Below are 22,763 nucleotides of genomic sequence, written 5' to 3'. Positions count from 1 at the left end.
GGAACGAAAGTGACGAAGCAATCTCAGAATAAAACAAAAGCTCTCAGAAAATCTGAGAGCTTTTTATTTAAAAATATTTTGAAATCTTATCCAGTACAAGGTCTTCATAATCAGAAACCACCGTATCAGCTAAAGTATAATCCTGATTTTTTGAATGTGGACTTCTGTAAGCTGTACAGAATATCTTAGCTCTGTGGGCAGCAAGAATACCATTCGTAGAATCTTCAATCACCATACAGTTTTCAACAGGTTCACCTGCCATTTCAGCAGCTAGTAGAAAAACTTCAGGATGAGGTTTGGATTCCTTTAAATCGGCACCACTGATCTTTCCACTGAAATATTGCTCAAGCCCAAATTTTTCAAATACCATATTGATAGTCGTCATGGTAGCAGAAGAAGCTAAAATAAGCTTGATACCGTTTTCATGATAATGTTGGATCAGGTTTCTTACGCCGGGAATCAGGTCAAACTCATCATCATTATAAAAATAATCTTTAAAATGAGACCTTTTAATGTCTGCAATAGATTCGTAAGTCTGATGTAAATTAAATTCCTTAATCAGAGTTTCAGAGACTCTTTTGGTTGATGCCCCGGTAAAAGAAGTGTATAAATCTTCGGAAACTGCAATTTCCAATTCATCAAACGTTTTGAAATAGGCTTTTCTATGCAATGGTTCTGTGTCTACAATTACCCCATCCATATCGAAAAGAACAGCTTTTAAAGACATATTCTAAGTTTTTCACAAAAATAGGAAATTGTGTTGAAAAGGGAAAGTTAATGAAACGAAGGATTGTAAATTAAAACATCTGCTCTTAACTAATCTGAGTTTGAAATAAGAAATAGAGGGCAATGAGGTGGAAGCAGGAAGCTGGAAGTTATTATGAGCAAAGTTTCAGTATGGGTATGATAATGGGGTAAAAATGTTAATTAAAATAAAGTTCAGATTCTTCTTTGGACTTTCATAACTTCCAGCTTCCCGTCTCCATCTTCCTTACTGAAAAATTATCCGTAGTTCAGATGTAACCAGAACCATCATTCACAAACTCTTCGTATCTTTGTCATCAATTACAACATTAAAATTTTAAAATAAAGCATGAGAACATACGCAGGAATTCCCGAGGAAAACGCAACGTTAGAGAATTCGAAAGTAATGTTGGTAACTGTTCCTTATGACGGAACTTCAACATGGGGAAAAGGAGCTGATAAAGGCCCTGAATTATTCCTAGACGCTTCTGAAAATATGGAGCTTTATGACATTGAAACACAAACTGAGCCTTACCTTCAGGGAGTATATCTAGCTGGAGAAGTTTCTGAAAATTCTACTCCTGAAGCAATGACAGAAGCTGTTTATCAGAAAACAAAAGAGCTTTTGAACAATGAAGGGAAAGTATTTACTTTATTTGGTGGTGAGCACTCTGTTTCTATCGGTTCTATCCGTGCAGTAGGAGAAAAATTTGAAAACCTTACCGTTCTTCAATTGGATGCTCACACAGATTTACGTCCTGAGTTCCACGGTTCTACTTCTAATCACGCTTGTGCTGTGTTTGAAGCAAACCAGAAACATAACTTAGTACAGGTGGGAATACGTTCTATGGATGCTGAAGAAACTCAGTATTTACCGGAAGGAAGAGTATTCTTTGCTCACGAGATTGCTAATAACGAAAACTGGGTGAATGATGTATTGGAAAAAGTTTCAGGAAACGTATATATTACGATCGACCTTGATGCCTTTGATCCTTCTATTGCTCCATCTACAGGAACTCCTGAACCGGGTGGATTACAATGGTATCCAACATTGGAATTATTAAGAAAAGTATTTGAAAAATGTAATGTAGTGGCATTTGATATTGTAGAGTTAATGGATTCTCCAATGGCTAAGCCAACCGCTTTCCTTGCTGCTAAATTATATTATAAGATGCTTGCTTATAACGATATTTATAACAACGATAACTAATATTCCGCAAGAATCGGATTTTTTCTGCCGTATATTCTTTGGAAATTTGTGAGGTAAAAACAATACAAAATGTCCACACAGAATCAAATCGATTATAACAGAATTGCTAAAGCGATAGAGTATATCCAGAGCAATTTCAGGCTTCAGCCAAGTTTGGAGGAAGTGGCAGAGAATATTCACTTAAGTCCGGCCCATTTTCAGAAGATCTTTACGGATTGGGCAGGAACAAGTCCGAAAAAATTTTTACAGTTCATCAGTCTTGAACATGCTAAAAATTTATTGAAGGAAGAAAAAGCAAGTATTTTTGATACCGCTTACGAAACCGGACTTTCCAGTACAAGCAGATTACACGATATGTTTGTAAAAATAGAAGGAATGTCTCCGGCAGAATATAAAAACGGGGGAAAAAGTCTTGTCATCAATTATAGTTTTTCAGAAGGTCCGTTTGGAAATATCCTGGTAGCTTCTACAGAAAAAGGAATTTGCCATATGGCTTTTGAAAACGATAAAGAAACAGCATTAGGGAATTTAGAACATAAATTTCCTAATGCTTCTTTTTTTGAAAAACAGGACATGCTTCAGAAAAACGCATTGTCCATATTCGATAAAGACTGGACGAAACTCAATACCATCAAGCTTCATTTAAAAGGTACTGATTTCCAGTTAAAAGTTTGGGAGAGCTTATTGACCATTCCTATGGGAAAACTGTCTACTTATGGCAGTCTTGCAGAAAAAATTGGAAATCCTAAAGCATCAAGAGCTGTAGGAACAGCAATAGGCAGTAATCCTGTGGCATTTCTCATCCCTTGTCACCGTGTTATTCAGTCTACAGGGCATCTTGGTGGTTACCGATGGGGAAGTGATAGAAAGCAGATGATTGTAGGATGGGAAAGTTCGCAGCTTTACTCGTAAAATATTTTAGAGCACAAATCGAAGATTCGACGAAATCAAAAGCTACAAAAGTTTTTTAGACGCTTAAATTATTTTTAAGTTACTACTATTTTCTGAGAAGTACACTTAAGCTTCCTGATAATCTCCGATTTTCACCAATATTCCAGTTGAAGGACTATACATTCCCATCCTCCGGAGGGGTGGCGAAAATTCAAAGAATTTTTGACGGGGTGGTTTTAATATAAACATCCAGTCATGTCCAAAAACATTACGTAATTTGTACTAGTAAAAAATAAAAACAATGCTCAGCCTGTTCGATGAAACACCAGATTATCCTTTAAGTCTCTTACCACATAACGGAACCGTCTTATACTATGGGAAAGTCTTCTCAAAAGAAGAGTCTGATAGGTATTATGACTATCTTTTCAACCAGATTCCATGGGAACATGATGAGGCAGTAATTTTCGGAAAACTGATTCTCACCAAACGAAAAGTGGCCTGGTTTGGAGAAAAAGCATTTGAATATACCTACTCCAACAGAACAAAATATGCAAAACCCTGGACTCCTGAGTTATTGAAATTAAAAGAAAAATGTGAAGAAGTTTCAGGTGAAACCTACAATTCCTGTCTGCTCAATTTGTATCATGATGGAAGCGAAGGAATGGCTTATCACAGTGATGGCGAAACCGATCTGAAAAAACATGGCGCCATTGCTTCCCTTACTTTCGGAGCAGAAAGGAAATTCTTATTTAAGCATAAAACTACCAAAGAAAAGGTTGAAATATTCCTGGAAAACGGAAGCTTACTGATTATGAAAGGCACAACCCAGGATCACTGGCTTCACAGACTTCCTCCTACAACGAAAGTGAAAACCCCAAGAGTAAACCTTACTTTCAGAACGATTGAAGAATAAAAATCCTCAGAGATTTCAACACAATCATCTGTGAAAATCTGTGTCATCCGTGGTTAAAAAATATCTCAAAGTTTCAAATGACCCTTGTCAAGGCTCGTCATCTGCAAAATCAGCTTAATCAGCGAGAGATAAATAACAAAAAAAGCTGTCCATCCGAACAGCTTTTTCAATTTATTTCAATACATCAGCTTCAATAGAGCTATCACCGTATACTTTAATAAATGCTTTAGTGTAATCTTCCTTAGAAGCAAAATTCGGATTATCCATAAATTTCTGAGGATTCAAAGCAAAAAGCGGGAACCATGTGCTACTGATCTGAATCTGGATTTTGTGGCCTTTTTTGAAGGTATGAACCACATCCTGAAGTCTGAAGTTCACTGCTGTTTTCTGGTCAGGAACCAAAGCTTCTCCTTTTTCTTTAGTATTTCTGAATCTCGCAGGCATAATTTCGCTTCTTACCATTTGATGGTAGTTTCCATAGATCACACCTTCTTTCTTTTCTGCGGGTTTGAAATCTTCAGGATAAACATCAATCAGTTTTACTGCAAAGTCTGCGTCTGTAGAAGATGAAGAAATATTAAGTTTTGCCATAATCTCGCCAGCAAAGGCAATATCTTCCGTTAGAACATCCGTTGTAAATGTCAATACATCAGGTCTTCCAACTGCAAATCTTTGGTCTTCCGACATATAGTTTTTAGGAGTAAATCCATTGAAGTCTTTTAAATGATCAGAACTTAAAACAGGATTATTAGGATCACTGTAATACTCTGAATATCCTTGTCCTGATGCTTTTTTCAATGTTTTATCAGAAAGATAGAAATTCACTTTCTGAGCATTTTTAGGAGGATAAGAAGCGAATTCTTTCCATTGTTTTGCTCCGGTGTCATACATTAATGCTTCCGGAAGTCCTGCATCCTCTTTGGTATTTCCTTTCAGATAGTGGCTGAAAAATTTTGTTTCTACGTTTTTCTGGTAATAGGTGGCAATACTGTCTCCAAAATAAGTTTCACTGTGGAAATGTTTACCCTGTTCCTGAGACCATCCGCCATGAGAGAAAGGTCCCATTACAATTGTGTTCTTAGCTTTTGGACTTGTCTTTTCAATTGTTTTGTAGATATTTAAAGGTCCGGCAAGATCTTCTGAATCAAACCAGCCACCAACAGTCATTACCGCATGATTGATATTCTTAAGATGAGGAAGAAGGCCTCTTTTTTGCCAGAATTCATCATAGTTGGTATGATTCATAATTTCTGTCATGAAGAAATTATCTTTATAATATTTTTCATAGCCATCTTTCAGGGTTCCCATGTCTCTGTAGAATTTTAGGCCATCCTCAGAAGTTTGCTTAATGAAAGAATCCATATACCATCCTTTCTGCTCCGGTTTTGTTTTCTGAACTCCAAAAACAGGAAATGTTCTGAAATATCCCAGCATAAATCTTCCATTGTGAAGGAAGTCATCGTTCCAGAAATCAGAAATAGGAGCCTGTGGAGAGGAGGCTACCAATGCCGGGTGCTGTGCTAATGTTCCTACAGCGGTATAAAATCCGGGATAAGAAGTCCCGAACTGTCCTGCTTTACCATTGTTATCTTTAACGTTTTTCAAAAGCCATTCAATGGTATCATAGGTGTCTGTACTTTCGTCTACATCTTTCTTCGTTTTATGTTCCACCTGTGGAGTCATATTGGTAAAAGTACCTTCACTCATATATCTTCCACGGACATCCTGATATACAAAAATGTATTTGTCTTTCATCAGGTAGGTGTTAGGACCCACTTTGGTTTTATATTCATTTTCACCATAAGGAGCAATGCTGTAGCAGGTTCTCTGCATCAGGAACGGATATTTGTTTTTGTTTGAAATATCCTTAGGAATATAAACTGCAGTGAAAAGTTTCACACCATCACGCATTGGAATATAAAATTCCTTCTTGGTAAAATTATCTTTAACGAAATTATCTTTTTGTTCCGTATTCTGAGCCTTTCCAAGCATGAAAAGAAGAATGAATACAAGTGAAATATGGGTCTTCATAAGTAAAATTTGTGGCTAATTTAAAAATAAAAATACTTTCACGGTATTTTCTCAGATGAATCTTCCTTTAAAAGTTAATTTGTTTTGATTTTTTGCTGTTAATTGTGGAATTTGTAAAAGGAAGTTTTGTGATGGAAGGAGGATAGTATGCGGGTAGAACCACCCCAACAAAATCGTAGATTTTGCCACCCCTCAAGTGGAGGGGAATGTTTACGTCTTCAACTGAAATTATGGTGAAAATCGGAGATTTTAGGAAGCTTAAGTGTACTTCTCAAACAGTTAGTAGTCACTTAAAATAAACTTAAGTTTTTAAAACTTTTGTGACTTTTGACTTTGTCGAATCTTCGATTTGTGGTTTAAAAAATGTGATTAGTAAAAAAGCCGGGAGTTTTCCCGGCCATTGATTGAGAGTATATAAAAGTATGGTGTTTATTTTTTTTTCGGTTTTTTACCTGCAAACTTATTAATCTTCATACTAAGAGAAAACATGATATAACGTTTTAGGATCAGGTCTTCACGGTCTTCAAAATAAGAATCTGTAATGGTTCTTTTTACACTTTGATTTTGATTTAGAACATCATAGACCTTTATTTTTGCTGTCAGCTGTTTATTGTAGAAGGAATATCCCACACTGGCATTCCAGAAATAGAAATCTTTTTTGAATCCGGGAGCAATATTTGAATTCGTGTTGTAGGAAAAATCATTACCTATGAAAAAAGCCTTTTGAAACAGATAATTGGTTACTTCAACCTTTAAAGACTGATTGGTTGTGTTTACTGTATTTACATTATAGTTGGTATAATTTGAAAAGCTATATCCAAGGCTATAGGAAGGTTTTATAGTAAATATATCTTTGATTTCATAATTCAGATTAAGACCCGGATTAAAATTGTAGGCTCTGCTGGTAAATGACTCACCATTGATAAATCCATTATTATAATTGTAATTCATGCTGAACCTTGGAGCAATTCTGAGTTTATGATCATTCCATTTAAATGTTTTGGTAAGCCCCATACCCAAACTAAAGTTTTTATTCCCACTGATATTACTGTAGGTAATAATCTGCCTGCCGGAACTATCATATTTGGAATAATTGATTACATCATTATTTCTATAAGTAAACGCGGCGGTAATATGATAATTAAGATTTTTGATTATGTTATAACTGTTAAAAGAAAGGCTGGTTTCATTGATCCAGGTGTTTTTAAGATCCGGATTTCCGGTATTTGTAACTAAAGGATCAGATTCATCCTTATAGGGAATAAGCTTTCCGGAATCAGGAATTGTGAAACTGGAAGAGTTGGAGATAATCAACGACTGACGATCCGTAAAAGAATATCGGAAATTGGTTGAATATTTAGGAAGGAGAAAATTTTTCTGAAGATTATACAGTTGCCCGTTAAAAACTGAGTTTACATTCATATCTGAAATATCAACATTTACTGTAGCCCAGAGACCGAATTTCTTTTTGTAGAGATAATAAGATAGCTCAGGAGAAAATTGATTGATTCTTTGATCCATACTGTTGGAAAGACGGGTGTTATATTGAGAATACTGCCCTGTAGCAGGATCAAAATCATTGAAATCTATTATATTTCTGGTTAATTTTGAGTTGTATTGAAGGCTGATACCTATAGTTGCAGAATCTGATATAGGTTCCGTATATCTGGCCATAAAGCTATAGTTATTATCCTGAGAACGGTTCTTTTGTAACTGGTTACGGTTATCGGTACTCATAGCGGCATCCTTATAAAATGTATTCAGTGACTGATTGATATTTTCATTGTTAGATTCCGTGATAGAAGTGTTGATCATGGCCATCATTGACCTGTTCTTTTTCTTAAAGTTTTTGAAAAAATTGATATTGGGACTGAAAGTATTGGTCTCGCCTTTGGTTTGAGTATTGTTTTTACTTTCATTCAAAAGTTTATCATCCTTTAATGTTGAAGATATGGATTGCCCCGAACTGAACGTTTCTGATTTTGAAAATGAAGGCGCTATGTAAATGTTAGTTAACGAATCCAGTTTTATTCCTACAGAACTGTTGAAATTATATTGCCTTGATTCATTTTCATTGCTGCTTTCAGAATCGGTTTTTAGAGTAGTATCCGGAAGAAGCGTTGTCTTTGAAGCTTTGGAACGGGTCTCATTGTTAGAATCTGTATATTGCAGGCTGAGGTTGTCTAGATTGGCATCCCTTCCAAGTTTGTCATTATAATTCAGTCCAAAGCTGCTGAACTTTTGTATTCCACCTCCCTGCTGGGCGCTACGTCCCATTGTATCAAAGATCTGATCTCCTGAACTGCTCTTTGAATTGATATTATTGGCGGAAGCCAAAGCACTGATTTTGGTATCTCCTTTAAAATAATTTAAAAAAACATTCCCTTCATACCGTTTATCAGAACCATAACCGGCCAATATTTTTGAAATAAGGCCTTTGTTTTTCTTCTCATCAATATTGAAATTAATGGTAGTATTCTGAGATTTCGGAGCCCTTTTGGTCAGTTCCTCTTCCTTAGTTTTAGTGGTGGTAAATTGGACATTTTTTATGATATCTGCGGGAAGGTTCTGTAGTGCTGTCTTTCCATCCTTATCAAAAAATGGTTTGCCATTCACCATAATCTGGTCTACGGCTTTTCCGTTCACCGTTATTTTTCCGTCATTGCCAATTTCTACTCCCGGAATCTGTTTCAAAAGCTCATCAATTTGACTGTCTGGACGTACTTTAAGGGCAGAAGCATTGAATTCTATGGTGTCATTTTTTATTTTCACCGGAGAAACAGTGATTTTTACCTCATCAAGATTTATTACTTTCTTTTTCTCAAGTTCTATATCGCCCAGGGATAATGACTGCTCAATTTTTTCAAGTGCTTTTGAATAAGAGAATTTTTCAGTATCAATTTTTAAAAAGGAGGGGTCTTTTACCTCATCAGTCTGTAATGAGAATTTCCCTTCCTTATTGGTAGCTGTATAATTGATAATAGTGGAGTCTTTAGCCTTTAGCAGATATATGGTAGCATTTTCTACAGGTTTTTTTTCCGGATCGGTTACTTTTCCATCAATATGTAGTCTTTGAGCGTATATAATTAGAAAATTACACACCAAAAACACGAATAATAAGATTTTCTTCATTGAGCTTTCCAAAGCGTAAAAATAAAAAAACATCCCAATATAGGGATGTTCCTTGTGAATATTTTAAAAAATATTTTATGCTTTTAAATATCTTGAATAGGCATATCCTTCCTGACCGTCAGCATTTTTTACTTTCCACCAGTCATCAGAAGTCTGCTCAATTAAAGTTACAGCAGAACCTTTTGCAGCTTTACCTACTACGGCAGCTTCAGTAGAAGGCTCCTGTCTGATGTTCAGGTTAGAATCTTCTGTAGCAACAGTAAGAGAAGCTCCTGAAGTAAGACCTGCAACCTGTACATCAATATTGATATCTGAAGCAGAATAAGTAGAATCAATAGCTCCTAAAGCATTCCAAACTGCGTCTTTTGCAGCTGTATTGGAAGCATCTCCGGAAACATATAAAATTCCATCCTGTTCCTGAACCTGTAAGTTTGAAATCCCGGCAGACTGAGCTGCTGAAACTACGCTTGAATATTTATCTTGTAATGTACTCATCTTAATTTAATTATTTTACTGTGTAGTTAAACTTAACTTTACCAACTTTTAAAGCGTCAACAGACTGCTTGATTTTTTTAGCTTGTTCCTGAGAAACGTTTCCTGTAAGGGTAAGCTCGTTATTGATAACTTCAACTTTTACTGTAGGGAAATCTTTTACTGCATCCTGAACTTTTTTCTGAACTACAGGATCTACAGCAGATTTAGTTTCAACAGGTGCCGGAGCTGGAGTTACTTCAACTTTAGACATATCCATTACTTCTTTTACTCCTTTAATTGCTTTTAATTGTGCAATCATAGCATCTTTAGACTGTTGGTCTGCGAAAGTTCCGCTTAAGTGAGCCACGCCTTCTTTTACTTCAACGGAAGCATTGGGATTAGAAGTTACCACAGTTGTAGCCTGAGTCTGAAGTTCGGCATCAGAAACTTTTTTCTTACAAGAAACTGCCCCGAAAGATACAGCTACAGCTAATGCAGCCATTGCGATAGTTTTTTTCATATTGTATATTTATTAATGTTGTTATACAATCAAATGTAATAATAAAATTTGTACCAAAAGAATAAAAATTCAATAAATGTTTCTTAAATTTTTTACAATATTTTATGAACCAGCGTTTTAATTTTTATGTTTCGAAAACTTAATACGGCCTTAAGGTGATGAGAATAAAATATTCTGCCAATTCAAAAACCATTATATTTGCGCAAATTGAACTATATATATGAAAGGACAGAATAAACTTTTTATAGCAATTATCATCGCGCTTATCCTGGGAGTAGGAATTGGAGGACTTGTACATGTAAAGTATCCGGAAAGCGCAGAACCTTTTTCCAAGAACATAAAATTATTGGGAACGGTTTTCATCAGACTGGTACAGATGATTATTGCACCTTTGGTATTTACTACACTTGTGGTAGGAATTGCTAAAATGAGTGACATCAAAATGATCGGAAGAGTAGGAACAAAAGCAATGCTTTGGTTTATTTCCGCTTCTTTGGTTTCCCTTTTTATCGGGTTGATACTTGTTAACTGGCTGGAGCCGGGACATGTAACCAAACTACCCGTTCAGGACGTTGCTTCAGCAGAAGATCTTTTGAAAAGCAGTAAAAGTTTTTCATTAGAAGATTTTGTAAAGCATATGATTCCTAAAAGTTTATTTGAAGCCTTTGCAACCAATGAAGTATTGCAGATTGTAGTATTTGCGATTATGTTCGGAGTTGCTTTAGCTAATCTAGGAGAAGAATACTCTAAACCGGTAGTAAAGCTTTTTGATATCATGGCTCATGGTATCCTTAAAATGGTAGGATATATCATGTGGTTTGCTCCTCTGGGAGTATTGGGAGCTATTGCTGCTGTGGTAGCTACCAATGGTTTTGAAATCTTTAAAGTATATGCGATCTACCTGAGAGACTTCTTCTTTGCATTGGGTATACTTTGGCTGGTTCTTTTATTGGTAGGATATTTTATCTTAGGAAACAGACTGTTTGATTTATTAAAGAGAATTAAAGAACCATTATTGATTGCCTTCTCTACAACCAGTTCAGAAGCCGTATTCCCGAAATTGGTAGAAGAACTTGAGAAATTCGGGTGTAACAGCAGAGTAGTATCTTTCATTCTTCCTTTAGGATATTCCTTTAATCTGGATGGTAGTATGATGTATATGACATTTGCTTCGATTTTTATTGCTCAGATTTACGGAGTAGAGATGACCATCGGACAACAAATCACCATGCTTTTAGTACTGATGCTTACCTCAAAAGGAATTGCAGGAGTACCGAGAGCTTCCTTGGTAATTATTGTTGCGACCTGTTCAATGTTCGGAATTCCACCGGAAGGAATTGCATTGATCTTACCAATTGACCACTTCTGTGATATGGGAAGAAGTATGACAAACGTATTAGGAAATACATTGGCTACATCAGCAGTATCGAAATGGGAAGGGCAGCTAACCGAACCTTTAGACAAAATTTAAATAATGAGTTTAATAAACTTATCATCATATAAAAGCCATATTGAAAAATATGGCTTTTCAGTTATTAATGAAGTATTTTCTGATGTAGAGATTGCTCAGATTATCCATGTTCTGGACAATATAGATACTTCAAAAGAGAACTTCAGGAAATCAGAAGACTTATTTGCAATAAGACAGTTTTTAAAAGAAATTCCGGAAGTTAAAGACCTCATCTTTAATGAGAATATCAGGAAAATCATCAATGAAATTTTTGGTGAAAAATATTTTGTAGTGAAATGTATTTATTTTGATAAGCCGGAAACCTCTAACTGGTATGTTGCTTATCATCAGGATCTCACCATTTCTGTGGATAAAAAACTGGAATTGTCTGGTTTTGGTCCATGGACCAAAAAGCAGAACCAGTTTGCTGTACAGCCTCCATTGAATATTTTAGAGAATATTTATACGATTAGAATCCATATGGATGAGACTGATGAAAATAATGGGGCCTTAAAAGTGATTACTCAATCTCATGTTAAAGGAATTTACAGGCCGGAAACGATAGACTGGAATGTGGAAACCGAAGAAATCTGTAAGGTAGAAAAAGGTGGCGTGATGCTTATGAAACCTCTTACTCTTCATGGATCAAACAGAACTACCAATGGAAAGAAAAGAAGAGTTATTCATATAGAATTTTCTGACATGGAGCTCCCGGAAGTCCTGCAATGGGGAGAAAGAATGAATTGATAAAAAATAAAGCCCTGCGAACTTTTCGAAGGGCTTTATTTTTGGATTGAAAAGCTGAAGTGAACTCTTTTGAATGAACCTTCATCCCCAACTATTCTTATTATTGTACAGAAATTTCATCAACAAAGATATACGTTTCTCCACCTTTTTTCTGTTGCCAACCGGGAGTTTTTCCATAATAGTAAGCTTTTACTTTAAGATATCTTGCTTCAGTAGGAAGAATTTCTGTGGTAAAGTCTTTGGTCTGAACTTTTTCATCTTTAGGATCAATATCATTTTCGATGGTATCCAGGAGAATAAAATCTTTAGCATTCATAGAGGCATAATATTCCACTTTTTTAGGCATAAGGATCAATGATTTGTTATCCTGAAGGTAGGTGGAGGATATTTGAGTGAGTTGCTGAGGTGACTGAAAATCGATGATAGTTTCAAAATTCTGTCCCAGATATCCCTGCCAGTCTCCTTTTTTCCAGTCTATATTACCTCTGATCCCATCGATTAAAGCAAATTTTCCTGTAGCTGTATATTGAGGATTGACTTTTGAAAGGAGAGTTACTTCCCAATAATTAGGTCTTCTGTTGAAATTTGCTGTGACTATTGGACTTTTTTCTCTTTTCTTTTCTGCATAGGCCTGAACCTGTGTAGTTCTGCTGATGGTGAAAGGCTTCTTGTAAGTTGTGAATTTCTTTTTTTTGTTGACATCATTGGCATCAATGGTCATATAATAGATTTTATCACCGGGACTCTGTGGAGTGATCTCAACTCTGGTAGAAAAATCAAAGAGTCTGTCTGCTTTAATAACCGGAGAAGCAATATCCTCCTGAAAAGAAGAGATGTGATCTTTAGTTTCTGCTGAAGGATTAGTTTGCTGAGAAGAATTTTGTGCATTAATAATTTGAGTCATCAATAAAGACAATGCAAGCAGCCCTTTTTTCATGTTTTGATATTATGAACGGGTATAAATCAAGTACAGTACCAAATATGAGAAAAGAAGGTGTAAAATTGAGAAAGAGGGAGCTGGAAGCTGGGGAGAGTGAGGCTGGAGGTACTTTTAGGCTATGAATAACTTGTAGTTTATTGATATGGGTAAGTTTTGAAAAAGAAGCAGGCTGGAAGCTGGGAGAATGAGGCTGGAAGTATTTTCAAGTAAGAGATAGCTTGTAGTCTGTTGGTTATAATTAATAAGCTTAAAAAATCTTATTAAAAAAATGTCATTTGTAGTCGGGCTTCAATTACTTCCCACTTCCAGCCTCCAGCTTCCTTTCCTCTTAACATGTAATAAAATTCAATTCCCAATTGTCTTATATAAAACCATGATTATCAAATTACATGAAGAAGATTTTACTTTCAGCAGTTGTTCTGCTACCAGCAGCTCTTTTTTCTCAGACTATTGCAGGGAAGATTACACAAACTGGAAAAGCTGCTTCCTATATTGAAGTGATAGCTATAAAGGATCAGAAAAAGCAGACCGCCATTTCTGATGAAAAAGGAAATTACACTCTGAAGCTTTCTGAAGACGGAAATTACACTATAAAACTTATTCAGGATGGAAATGAAGTTTCGAATGCATCTATAACAGTAAAAGGAGATGTGAAGCAGGATTTTTTTATTGATGAGAAAAAGGAAAAGCAGATTGAAGGAGTAACTCTTACAGCCAGAAAAAAGCTGATTGAAAGAAAAGCAGACAGGCTGGTTTTTAATGTGGCGAGTTCAGTTGCTTCTCAGGGAATGGATGGTGCAGATGCATTAGCTACAACACCATTGGTAAAGGTTGATGAGAATGCAGGGATTTCCATTGCCGGGAAAAGTAGTGTATCAGTAATGATTAATGAACGAATTCTGAACTTGTCTTCAGCCGAACTTGTGACTTATCTTAAGAGTCTCAGATCAGAAAATATAGAAAAAATTGAGGTGATTACAGCGCCGCCTGCAAAATATGAAGCTCAGGGAAACAGTGGTCTTATCAATATCGTTTTAAAGAAAAATCAGAATCTTGGATGGAATGGAAGCTTTACTACAGGATTTCAGCAGCAGACTTATTCAGGATTTTCAAACAGCGCAACCATTAATTATCAGAATGAAAAGCTTCGTTCTTCATTAAAATTAAGACAAAGTAAATACCAAAAACATTCTTTTGAGAATTATAGAATGACCGGAACAGAGGGACTTAAAAGTCATGATGACAGAAAGGATTTTGGAGATGGATTAGGAGCTAATCTAAGTATTGATTATCAGTTAGGAAAGAAATCCAATATAGGATTTATCTATGATTATGGAGTGGGGCACTCTAATATGGATATTGAGAATACTTCAGATTATTTTCAGAACGACAATTATACCAACACATTGTCTACTTATGCAGAACACAGAGGAAAATCTACCCAGCAGACAATAAGTGCCTATTATGATGTTAAGTTTGGGAAACAGGATAATAAATTAAGTATTACAGGGAACTATTTCTCCAATATTCCCAAGACTATCATTGATTTTACGACAATAGAAAATTCCGGAGATCAGTTTATTGTAAAATCACCATCAGTGGTAGATTATAAAATTTATTCCGGGCAGGCAGATCTTACTTTACCCTATGAGTTTGCTAAAGCAGAAGCTGGGATTAAGTTCACCAATTTTGATAACAATTCAAGTATTTTCTACCAAAATCTGGAGGATGGAAATTATGTGACTGATGTTTTGAAGAGCAATGAGTTTAAGTACAATGAGAAAAACTATGCTGCTTATTTCAGCCTTGAAAAATCCTTTAATGAAAAATGGTCAGCAAAATTGGGACTTCGGTATGAATATTCTACAGTCAATGGAAACTCTCTGACTTCCGGTCAGCAGTCAGAAAGTTCTTATGGTAAATTTTTTCCAACCGCTTATGTAAGCTATAAAAGTGATGAAAATAACACATTCAGTATGAATTATTCGAAAAGGATCAACAGACCTGGCTTCCGTGCAATCAATCCGTATCGTTGGTATATCAATATTAATTCTTATTTCACAGGGAATCCTTTTTTGCAGCCCTCTGTTAATCACAATTTTGAATTTTCTCATGTGTATAAGGGGAAACTGTCAACCACACTTTATTTTCAGAAAACGCTGGATGGGTTTGGGCAATTGGCAAGTCTTTCAGGAGAAAGCAGGACAAGTACTTTTTTTAATTACTATACTCAAAACAGTATAGGAGCTACAATCAATTATTCCGATACATTTTTCAAACGTTGGGAAGCTAATTACTCTGCGGATTTATCTTATACGGATATGAATGTTTTTACAACAGATGCATCTTCTAAAAAAGGATATAGCTATGATTTTGATTTTCAGAATAACCTCTCGTTGAATCAAGAGAAAACCGTTCAGCTGATTTTAAACTATTGGCTCCGCCTTCCTTCCAACTCTGGAAATATTCGTTGGGATTTTGTAGGTAATTTTACTACGGGGATAAAAATGAATCTGATGGATAAAAACTTGCAGATTAATGTGATTGTTTCAGATATTTTTAAACAGTCAAGAAGTAAAGGAGAGATTTACTATACCACAGGATCTCATTATTTCAATAATTATTATGATGCCAGAAGACTTACTGTATCGGCAACTTATACTTTCGGAAATAAAAAAGTAAAAGGGGCAAATCGTAATATAAATTTTGATGAAAAAAATAGAGCGAATTAAGGCTGGAAGCGGGATGATGGAAGTAGGAAGTACTTTTTCTTTTACGATGGCTGATGAACATTTTTATTAAAGGTTGATATTCAGTTAAACAAAATTTCAGTCGTTAATAAACTATTATAACTTCCAGCCTCCCTCTTCCAGCTTCCCTGCAATTCAAACCTCACCTTCAAATAAAGTATTAAGATATTCCTCCTTATCACTTTCACTTTTTTCTGTTCCCAGGTATTTTTTCCATGCCTGGGACTCATGGTAAACAATGCCCATTTCCCAGACACAGTAAGTAGGATGATGGGTTTTATTTCTGTCCCAGATCTCAAATTTTCCGGTTCCGTTGTAATAGACGCTTTCCCATAATTCGTTTTCACTTCGCCAGGTACAGACGAGAAGAAGGTAATTTTCTCCACATCGATGCATAATCACAAATCCGAGATCTTCGATATTCTGAAAATTTTCATTGGCGTTTTCAATACGCGTTTTAGCATTTTGGATATCCTGTGAGGAAACTTCAGCAGGATCTTCAGCCAGATCATACCATTTGAATCTTGTTTTTCCTACAGTGAAGATTTCTTTGGGTAATGCATATTTAGATGGGTAAGCCTTAGTTTTCATAGATTTTGTTTTGGTGACAAGTGATCTTTCATGATGAAAAAACAGCATAAACAAAATTTTTAACGATCTGATTTATCACCTGATATTATAGATTTTATTGATTCTAAATTACCAAAAAAAACGTAAATTTGTAAACAATTTATATTTATATGTTGACGAAAGAAAAGGTTCAGGATTTCCTTAAAGAAATAGAAGTAGACGATTTGGTGAGTAATTTTCAGGTTATGGGTAATGATGTTTATATTGACATGACGGCTCACTCACCTGCAATGCACGAAAAGAAAAAACTGGAAGCTGCTATGAAGCAGGCTTTTGCCAGTGAGTTTGGAGAAGAGGTTCATTTAAAACTTAAAATCGTTTCTCCGGAACCTAGTGAAATTCAGCAAAGTCAGATCAAAGGAAAACAAATTCCTGGAATTCAAAATATTATCGCTATTGCTTCCGGTAAAGGAGGAGTAGGAAAGTCTACAGTTTCTGCAAACATGGCAGTAACACTGGCTAAAATGGGCTTTAAAGTAGGATTATTAGATGCTGATATCTACGGACCATCAGTTCCTACGATGTTCGATACAGAAGGTGCAAAACCAATCTCTGTAGAAGTGGACGGGAAGAATATGATGAAGCCTATCGAAAATTATGGAGTGAAAATGCTTTCAATAGGATATTTTTCAGGAGCTAACCAGGCAGTTGTATGGAGAGGGCCAATGGCTTCAAAAGCTTTGAACCAAATGATCAGAGATGCTGCATGGGGTGAATTGGATTTCTTATTAATTGACCTTCCTCCGGGAACAGGTGACATTCACTTATCTATCATTCAGGAAGTACCTGTAACAGGAGCGGTGATTGTAAGTACACCTCAACACGTTGCTTTGGCAGACGTAAGAAAAGGTATTGCGATGTTCCAGATGGAAAGCATCAATATTCCGGTTCTTGGATTAATCGAAAATATGGCGTATTTTACACCGGAAGAACTTCCTGATAATAAATATTATATCTTTGGGAACCAGGGAGCGCAATATCTGGCAGAAGATCTTGGAATTCCGGTATTGGGAGAGATTCCACTGATCCAAAGCATCAGAGAAGCAGGAGATGTAGGAAGACCGGCAGCTCTTCAGGAAGGTTCTAAAATTTCAGAGATCTATACTGAAACAGCAAGAAAAATGGTAGAAAGCCTTGTAGAAAGAAACAAAAGCCTTCCTCCAACAGAAGCTGTGAAGATCTCCACAATGGCAGGTTGCTCGCCAAAGGCAAAATAATAATAACTTTCAATCAAATTGAAAAAAACCGAATTGAACTGAAAAAATATGGAAACAAACATAACGCACGAAGATACAGTAACAAGAGTAATGGAAGCTCTGGAAAGCATCAGACCGTTTTTGAATAAAGACGGTGGTGACATTGAGCTTATTGATGTGAAGGATAATCAGGTTTTTGTAAAACTTCTGGGTAACTGTTCCGGATGTTCGTTGAATTTTTCAACCTTAAAATTAGGAGTGGAAAATACAATCAAACAACATGCTCCGGAAATTGCAAAGGTAATCAACGTAGAATAACACTCTATCTGAGATATTAAAAAGACAGGCTTTTGTACAAAGGCCTGTCTTTTTTGTTTCTGTTTAAAAAGGCTTGATAATGAATAGTTATCAAGCCTTATACAAATAATCTGAAAATATAATTATGAATTCTGAGTGATAAATTTCTTATAATTCTCCTCATTTTCAAAATAAGCTACTTCACCTTCGTCGCTTATCATGACAATATAAGCATCAGCTTTATCCACTGTTTTTCCTGTGTACGGATCAATAGCTTCTCTGGCTGTTTTATCAGATGGAATACGTTTTACACACATTTCACAGCATCCATAGTACATTTTTCCGTTGTGGGGAACTTCAATCTGTTTTTTGCCCATATAGGCATTATTAACCATGCAGACTGTTTCACTGGGAACATGACTGCCTTTTACATATTTTCCGGAGGTTGCAGGTTGAGGTTGAGGTTGCTGTACTGTTGCCGTTTCCGGACTTTTTGTTTTCTCTTTACTACAGGCATATAAAGCTATTGCACTGAAAAGAATTAAAAATGTGTTTCTAACCATTAATTTCATGATAATATTATTTAATTAAACTTCCTTCTATAATTTCTTCGTTTGCTTTTTTAAGGATTTGATCTCCCTCAGATAATTCTCCAAAAACTTCAATAGTATCATTAAGAACTCTTCCTTTTTTTATCGGAATGAATTTCGCTTTTCCATGCTCTTTTTTAATAATATAAATTCCCATATTACTCTCTACCACAGCAGATCTTGGGATAAAAAATGTAGCTTCTTTATTCTGTAGAGGAATCATGGATTCTGCAATCATAAAAGGCTTTAATTCTCTGGAATGATTGATAAAATCGGCTTCTATTTTTTCTGAACGAAGCTTAAGATCTAATGATCCTGATTTCCTGGATATTGTAGCTTTAAAATTTTTCTCAGGAATAGCATTGACCCGGAATGAGATCGTATCACCCACATTGAGGTAAGGAACATTAGCTTCAGAGACCGATAAGCTAAGGCGAAGCTTTGAAGTATTCTGAATAACCATTAAAGGAGTTCCTCCCATTGGACCTACATAAGCTCCCAGGTCTACATTTCTTTCTGTAATGATTCCGCTAAAAGGAGCACGGATAACCAGGTATTGATTGATATCCTGAAGTTCACGATACGCTGATCTTGCTGCATTCACCTGTGCTTCATCAGAAAGTTTCCGGGCGGTGATCTGATCCAGTGCATCTTTTGCAATGGCTCCTTTCGTTTCATTGGCTTTATACATTCTGCTATAACTTGATTTTGTAGAGGCATAGATTGCTTCCTGTGCCTGCCATTTCGCTTTTGCATTAGCAGCCTGAGACTGTATTTCCGGAGCTTCCAAAACTATGAGCACCTGTCCTGCGGTTACATAAGAGCCAATATCAACATTGATCTTTTTTACATAGCTCTGTACTTTGGCAAATAATGCAGTTTCCTGATCAGGAACGAGTTCTCCTGGAAGTTTAAGTTCTACTTTGGGATTGCTTTTTTTAATAGCGACAGTCTCCATACTAGCCATCATCATGGGTTTGGCTTCTTGTTGAGGTGTTGTTTTTTCGTTGCTGCATGAAGCCGGAATAATCATAAGAGTTAGGATAGCAGCGGTATATAATAGGTTTTTCATTGAGTATAAAAATTATGGGTTGGAATTAGAATAATGAATACTTTCTTCATCTTCAGGATCTAAGGAAGGAGAGATAATGCTGGCATTTTTTTGAATCCATCCAAAAACAAGAGGAAGAATAATTAAAACAGAAAATGTTGAAAAAATAAGTCCTCCGATCACCGCACGACCTAACGGAGATACCTGATCACCACCTTCTCCGAAACCAATAGCCATTGGTAACATTCCGGCGGCCATAGCCAGAGTAGTCATAATAATGGGGCGGATACGAAGTTTTGCAGCTTCAATGCCTGCATCCAATGCATTTCCTGTCGATTTTCTGATGGTTTCAGCATTGCTTATCAATAGAACAGCATTGGCGATAGAAACTCCAACAGACATAATTAATCCCATGTAAGACTGAAGGTTCAGCGTAGAGCCTGTAATTTTCAGTAATGTCAGTGATCCTACAATGACAAAAGGAACCGTTGTTAAAATAACCAATGAAACACGGAACGACTGAAAAGTAGCCGCAAGCATCAGAAAAATTACTGCGGCAGCGATAAGAAGCCCGGAAGAAAGACTGTTCATGGTTTCATTTAATACAGGAGCCATTCCGGAAACTTCAATATTAACTCCTTTGGGAAGCTCACCAAGAGATTCAATGGCTTTCTGTACATCTTTGGAAGCCTGTTCAAGGTCTGTCTTATGGATATTAGCTGTAACCGTTGTATATCCCATCGTTCCTAAATTATAGCTTTCTCCCAATTCTTTTGCAGAAGTTATGGAAGCCACATCCCCTAAAACAGGTCTGTCTGAATTTTTGGATAATGGAATATTGGCAAGTTCCTCTTTGCTGTTAAGAATATTCTGAGGAGTCTGTACCTGTACATCATAGGCGATTCCCATCATTCCTCCTACCCAGAAGTTTTTATTGGTATAACGAGTAGAAGCTGTGGCAGTCACCAGTGACTTGGCAATATCCTGTGCATCCAGACCTAACTGAGCTGCTTTTACTCTGTCTATATTGATCTGTAATGCAGGATAGTTCATAGATTGAGGGATTTGCTGATCGCGCATGTATTCAATTTCTTTTATTTTGGTTAAAAGTTTTTCTGCATACATCCGGTTCATCTTTTTCATCATTCCTGAGATTCTTATTTCTACAGGAGTATTCGTTCCCTGGCTTAGAATTTTTTCAGTAAGCTCAATAGGCTCAAAGGAAAGCTGGATATCAGGCATTTTTTCTTTGTAATACTTTCGTAATTCATCTTTGAGTTCATCAGAATTTCCTTTAAATTCTTTTAAAGCAACCTGCATTAAAGCTTCATGCGGACCTGCATTATAAAGATAAATAGGGCTAACAGCGAATGTAGATGGATGCTGTCCGATAAATACAGAAGAAATGGCAATATTATCTTTTCCTACTTTATTTTTAAGATGTTCCAAAAACTTTTTAACCTTGAGTTCCGTAACTTCAATACGGGTTCCCTCCGCTGCTTTTATACGAACCTGAAACTGCCTGGAATTGACAGAAGGCAACACATCTTTCCCTATGATTTGATAAAGTCCGATTCCTATTCCTAAGATTACTGCAAGACTTACACTTACAATGATTTTCCTACGCTGCATCAGAGAAGATAGCAATCCTGTGAAACGATCACGGAAACGGGTAAACCAATCAGGTTTGTGATTTTCACAGGTTTTAGGATCATGTTTCATCATCCAATTGGCCATTACCGGAACAAAAGTTTGAGATAATATAAAAGATATGATCATCGAAAAACCTATTGCCATAGCTAAAGGCATAAATAACGATCCGGGAATACCTGTCATCATAAATGCCGGAGCAAATACGGCAAGAATACAAAGCATGATAAGCAGTTTTGGAAATGCAATCTCTTTACAGGCATCCCAAATAGCCTGTGCACGGGTTTTTCCCATGGCAAAATGCTGGTGGATATTTTCGATAGTAACCGTACTTTCATCCACCAATATTCCTATCGCGAGAGCAAGCCCGGATAAAGACATGATATTAATAGACTGCCCGAATAATTTAAGGAATAATACTCCGGAAATAATTGAAATCGGAATGGTCATAATAACAATCAATGCTGCTCTGCGGTCGTTAAGGAAAAGCATTACCATCAATCCGGTAAGCAAAGCTCCCAAAATACCTTCAACAGCTAAGCTTTTCAAGGCATTTGAAATATAAACCGACTGATCGAACTCATAGGAAATTTCTACATCATCCGGCATATTCCGCTGGATTTTAGGTAAGGATTCCTTCAGTTTATTCACAACTTCCAATGTAGATGCATTGCTGGCTTTTGCAATATTGATGTATACGGAACGTTTTCCGTCTATCAGGGCATATCCGGTGGCGATATCCGCTCCATCTTTAACAGTAGCCACATCTTTGACATAAACATTGTCTGCAGTTCCTTTGAACAGAGGAATATCCCCAAGTTCTTCAACTTTTTTTACTGTATTGTTGGTAGGAGTCAGGTAATTGGTTTCCCCTATATAAACATTTCCTGATGGGGAAGTAATATTATTCCTGCTTATAGCTTCCACGATCTGTTCCGGTGACAATTGATGCGCACGCAGTTTGATAGGATCTACATTCACCTCAATCGTACGCGGACTTCCTCCAAACGGTGGAGCAGTGGTAAGTCCGGGAATGGCAATAAGAAAAGGACGGGCATTGAAATTGGCAATATCCTGCAGCTCATTATTGGTTTTTGTAGTACTCCTGAACACAAGCTGTCCTACAGGTTGTGATGAAGAATCAAAACGGATAATAAAAGGAGGCGGTGCACCAGGCGGTAAAAATACCTGTGATCGGGTAGAAAGCGCATTGATTTGTGCAATTGCTTCTCCCATATTGGTGCCTTCATAAAAGTTAACCTTCATTAGGGTGAGTCCCTGGGTATTTTTAGATTCAATACTTTTAATACCATTGGTAAATAAAAGCATATTCACATACATTTTGGTAAAATACCCTTCCATCTGTTGTGGAGTATACCCATTAAAGGAGTGGGCAACATATACTACGGGAAGATTCATTTCGGGAAGAATATCTACTTTTACTTCTTTGGTAGCTTTGATTCCGAAAAACAACAGCCCCAATACCAATACCATTACAGATATTGGCCTGCGTAATGCAAACTTTATAAGATTCATGTTTAAATTTT

18 protein-coding genes are annotated in these 22,763 nt (G+C 36.3%); 8 read left to right on the top strand and 10 right to left on the bottom strand.

Annotation, left to right across the window (positions count from 1 at the left end):
* Nucleotides 1-67: 67 nt before the first annotated feature.
* Nucleotides 68-727, bottom strand: coding sequence for an HAD family hydrolase (locus WH267_RS18830; protein ID WP_115969236.1), 660 nt, complete (start codon nt 725-727; stop codon nt 68-70).
* 366 nt (nt 728-1,093) lie between these two features.
* Here WH267_RS18830 and speB point away from each other — a divergent pair, with 366 nt between their 5' ends.
* From speB to WH267_RS18815, 3 genes are all read left to right on the top strand, one after another.
* On the top strand, nt 1,094-1,954 hold the full coding sequence (gene speB / locus WH267_RS18825; RefSeq protein WP_123318108.1) for an agmatinase: 861 nt from the start codon (nt 1,094-1,096) through the stop codon (nt 1,952-1,954).
* Nucleotides 1,955-2,023: 69 nt separating this feature from the next.
* Entirely contained in the window at nt 2,024-2,866 is an 843-nt protein-coding gene (locus WH267_RS18820; protein ID WP_340010262.1) for a bifunctional helix-turn-helix domain-containing protein/methylated-DNA--[protein]-cysteine S-methyltransferase, read from the top strand.
* A 280-nt stretch (nt 2,867-3,146) separates the two neighbouring features.
* Nucleotides 3,147-3,758 (top strand): alpha-ketoglutarate-dependent dioxygenase AlkB family protein, encoded by a 612-nt coding sequence (locus WH267_RS18815; RefSeq protein ID WP_340010260.1) that lies wholly within the window; start codon nt 3,147-3,149, stop codon nt 3,756-3,758.
* Nucleotides 3,759-3,929: 171 nt separating this feature from the next.
* Here WH267_RS18815 and WH267_RS18810 read toward each other — a convergent pair whose 3' ends face one another.
* The 4 genes from WH267_RS18810 to WH267_RS18795 form a co-directional block, all read right to left on the bottom strand.
* On the bottom strand, nt 3,930-5,789 hold the full coding sequence (locus tag WH267_RS18810) for a CocE/NonD family hydrolase (RefSeq protein ID WP_340010258.1): 1,860 nt from the start codon (nt 5,787-5,789) through the stop codon (nt 3,930-3,932).
* Between the two features lie 429 nt (nt 5,790-6,218).
* Nucleotides 6,219-8,921 carry a TonB-dependent receptor gene (locus tag WH267_RS18805; RefSeq protein WP_340010256.1) on the bottom strand — a complete coding sequence of 901 codons (2,703 nt, stop codon included), beginning with the start codon at nt 8,919-8,921 and terminating at the stop codon, nt 6,219-6,221.
* Between the two features lie 75 nt (nt 8,922-8,996).
* Nucleotides 8,997-9,416, bottom strand: coding sequence for an SH3 domain-containing protein (locus WH267_RS18800; protein ID WP_115969248.1), 420 nt, complete (start codon nt 9,414-9,416; stop codon nt 8,997-8,999).
* A gap of 10 nt (nt 9,417-9,426) precedes the next feature.
* On the bottom strand, nt 9,427-9,915 hold the full coding sequence (locus WH267_RS18795) for a BON domain-containing protein (protein ID WP_115969250.1): 489 nt from the start codon (nt 9,913-9,915) through the stop codon (nt 9,427-9,429).
* A 220-nt stretch (nt 9,916-10,135) separates the two neighbouring features.
* On the opposite strand from WH267_RS18795, the gene WH267_RS18790 reads away from it, so the two are divergent.
* Entirely contained in the window at nt 10,136-11,386 is a 1,251-nt protein-coding gene (locus WH267_RS18790; protein ID WP_115969252.1) for a dicarboxylate/amino acid:cation symporter, read from the top strand.
* 3 nt (nt 11,387-11,389) lie between these two features.
* On the top strand, nt 11,390-12,112 hold the full coding sequence (locus WH267_RS18785) for a phytanoyl-CoA dioxygenase family protein (protein WP_340010252.1): 723 nt from the start codon (nt 11,390-11,392) through the stop codon (nt 12,110-12,112).
* Between the two features lie 100 nt (nt 12,113-12,212).
* Here the strand turns inward: WH267_RS18785 and WH267_RS18780 are convergent, their stop codons facing one another.
* A complete protein-coding gene (locus WH267_RS18780; RefSeq protein WP_340010250.1) occupies nt 12,213-13,049 on the bottom strand; it encodes a discoidin domain-containing protein in 837 nt (278 codons plus the stop codon).
* 392 nt (nt 13,050-13,441) lie between these two features.
* On the opposite strand from WH267_RS18780, the gene WH267_RS18775 reads away from it, so the two are divergent.
* Complete coding sequence (locus WH267_RS18775; protein WP_340010248.1) at nt 13,442-15,784, top strand: TonB-dependent receptor domain-containing protein; 2,343 nt, start codon at nt 13,442-13,444, stop codon at nt 15,782-15,784.
* Nucleotides 15,785-15,937: 153 nt separating this feature from the next.
* On the opposite strand, the gene WH267_RS18770 is transcribed toward WH267_RS18775, so the two are convergent.
* The gene (locus tag WH267_RS18770; protein ID WP_340010246.1) at nt 15,938-16,393 is read right to left on the bottom strand and encodes a hypothetical protein; all 456 of its coding nucleotides are present in this window, start codon (nt 16,391-16,393) and stop codon (nt 15,938-15,940) included.
* A gap of 149 nt (nt 16,394-16,542) precedes the next feature.
* Here WH267_RS18770 and WH267_RS18765 point away from each other — a divergent pair, with 149 nt between their 5' ends.
* On the top strand, nt 16,543-17,649 hold the full coding sequence (locus WH267_RS18765) for an Mrp/NBP35 family ATP-binding protein (protein WP_340010244.1): 1,107 nt from the start codon (nt 16,543-16,545) through the stop codon (nt 17,647-17,649).
* A 48-nt stretch (nt 17,650-17,697) separates the two neighbouring features.
* Entirely contained in the window at nt 17,698-17,946 is a 249-nt protein-coding gene (locus WH267_RS18760) for a NifU family protein (RefSeq protein WP_115969269.1), read from the top strand.
* A 122-nt stretch (nt 17,947-18,068) separates the two neighbouring features.
* Here WH267_RS18760 and WH267_RS18755 read toward each other — a convergent pair whose 3' ends face one another.
* Genes WH267_RS18755 through WH267_RS18745 form a run of 3 tightly spaced genes read right to left on the bottom strand, consistent with a single transcriptional unit; the run spans nt 18,069 to nt 22,752 of the window.
* Nucleotides 18,069-18,497 carry a hypothetical protein gene (locus tag WH267_RS18755; protein ID WP_340010242.1) on the bottom strand — a complete coding sequence of 143 codons (429 nt, stop codon included), beginning with the start codon at nt 18,495-18,497 and terminating at the stop codon, nt 18,069-18,071.
* A 7-nt stretch (nt 18,498-18,504) separates the two neighbouring features.
* A complete protein-coding gene (locus WH267_RS18750) occupies nt 18,505-19,587 on the bottom strand; it encodes an efflux RND transporter periplasmic adaptor subunit (protein ID WP_340010240.1) in 1,083 nt (360 codons plus the stop codon).
* A 12-nt stretch (nt 19,588-19,599) separates the two neighbouring features.
* A complete protein-coding gene (locus WH267_RS18745) occupies nt 19,600-22,752 on the bottom strand; it encodes an efflux RND transporter permease subunit (protein WP_340010238.1) in 3,153 nt (1,050 codons plus the stop codon).
* Nucleotides 22,753-22,763: the final 11 nt, after the last annotated feature.

The sequence above is a fragment of the Chryseobacterium sp. MYb328 genome (assembly GCF_037572595.1).
Lineage (GTDB): Bacteria > Bacteroidota > Bacteroidia > Flavobacteriales > Weeksellaceae > Chryseobacterium > Chryseobacterium pennae.
The sequence above is the reverse complement of the archived record's forward strand: the minus strand, read 5'-3'. Positions and strand labels throughout refer to the sequence as shown.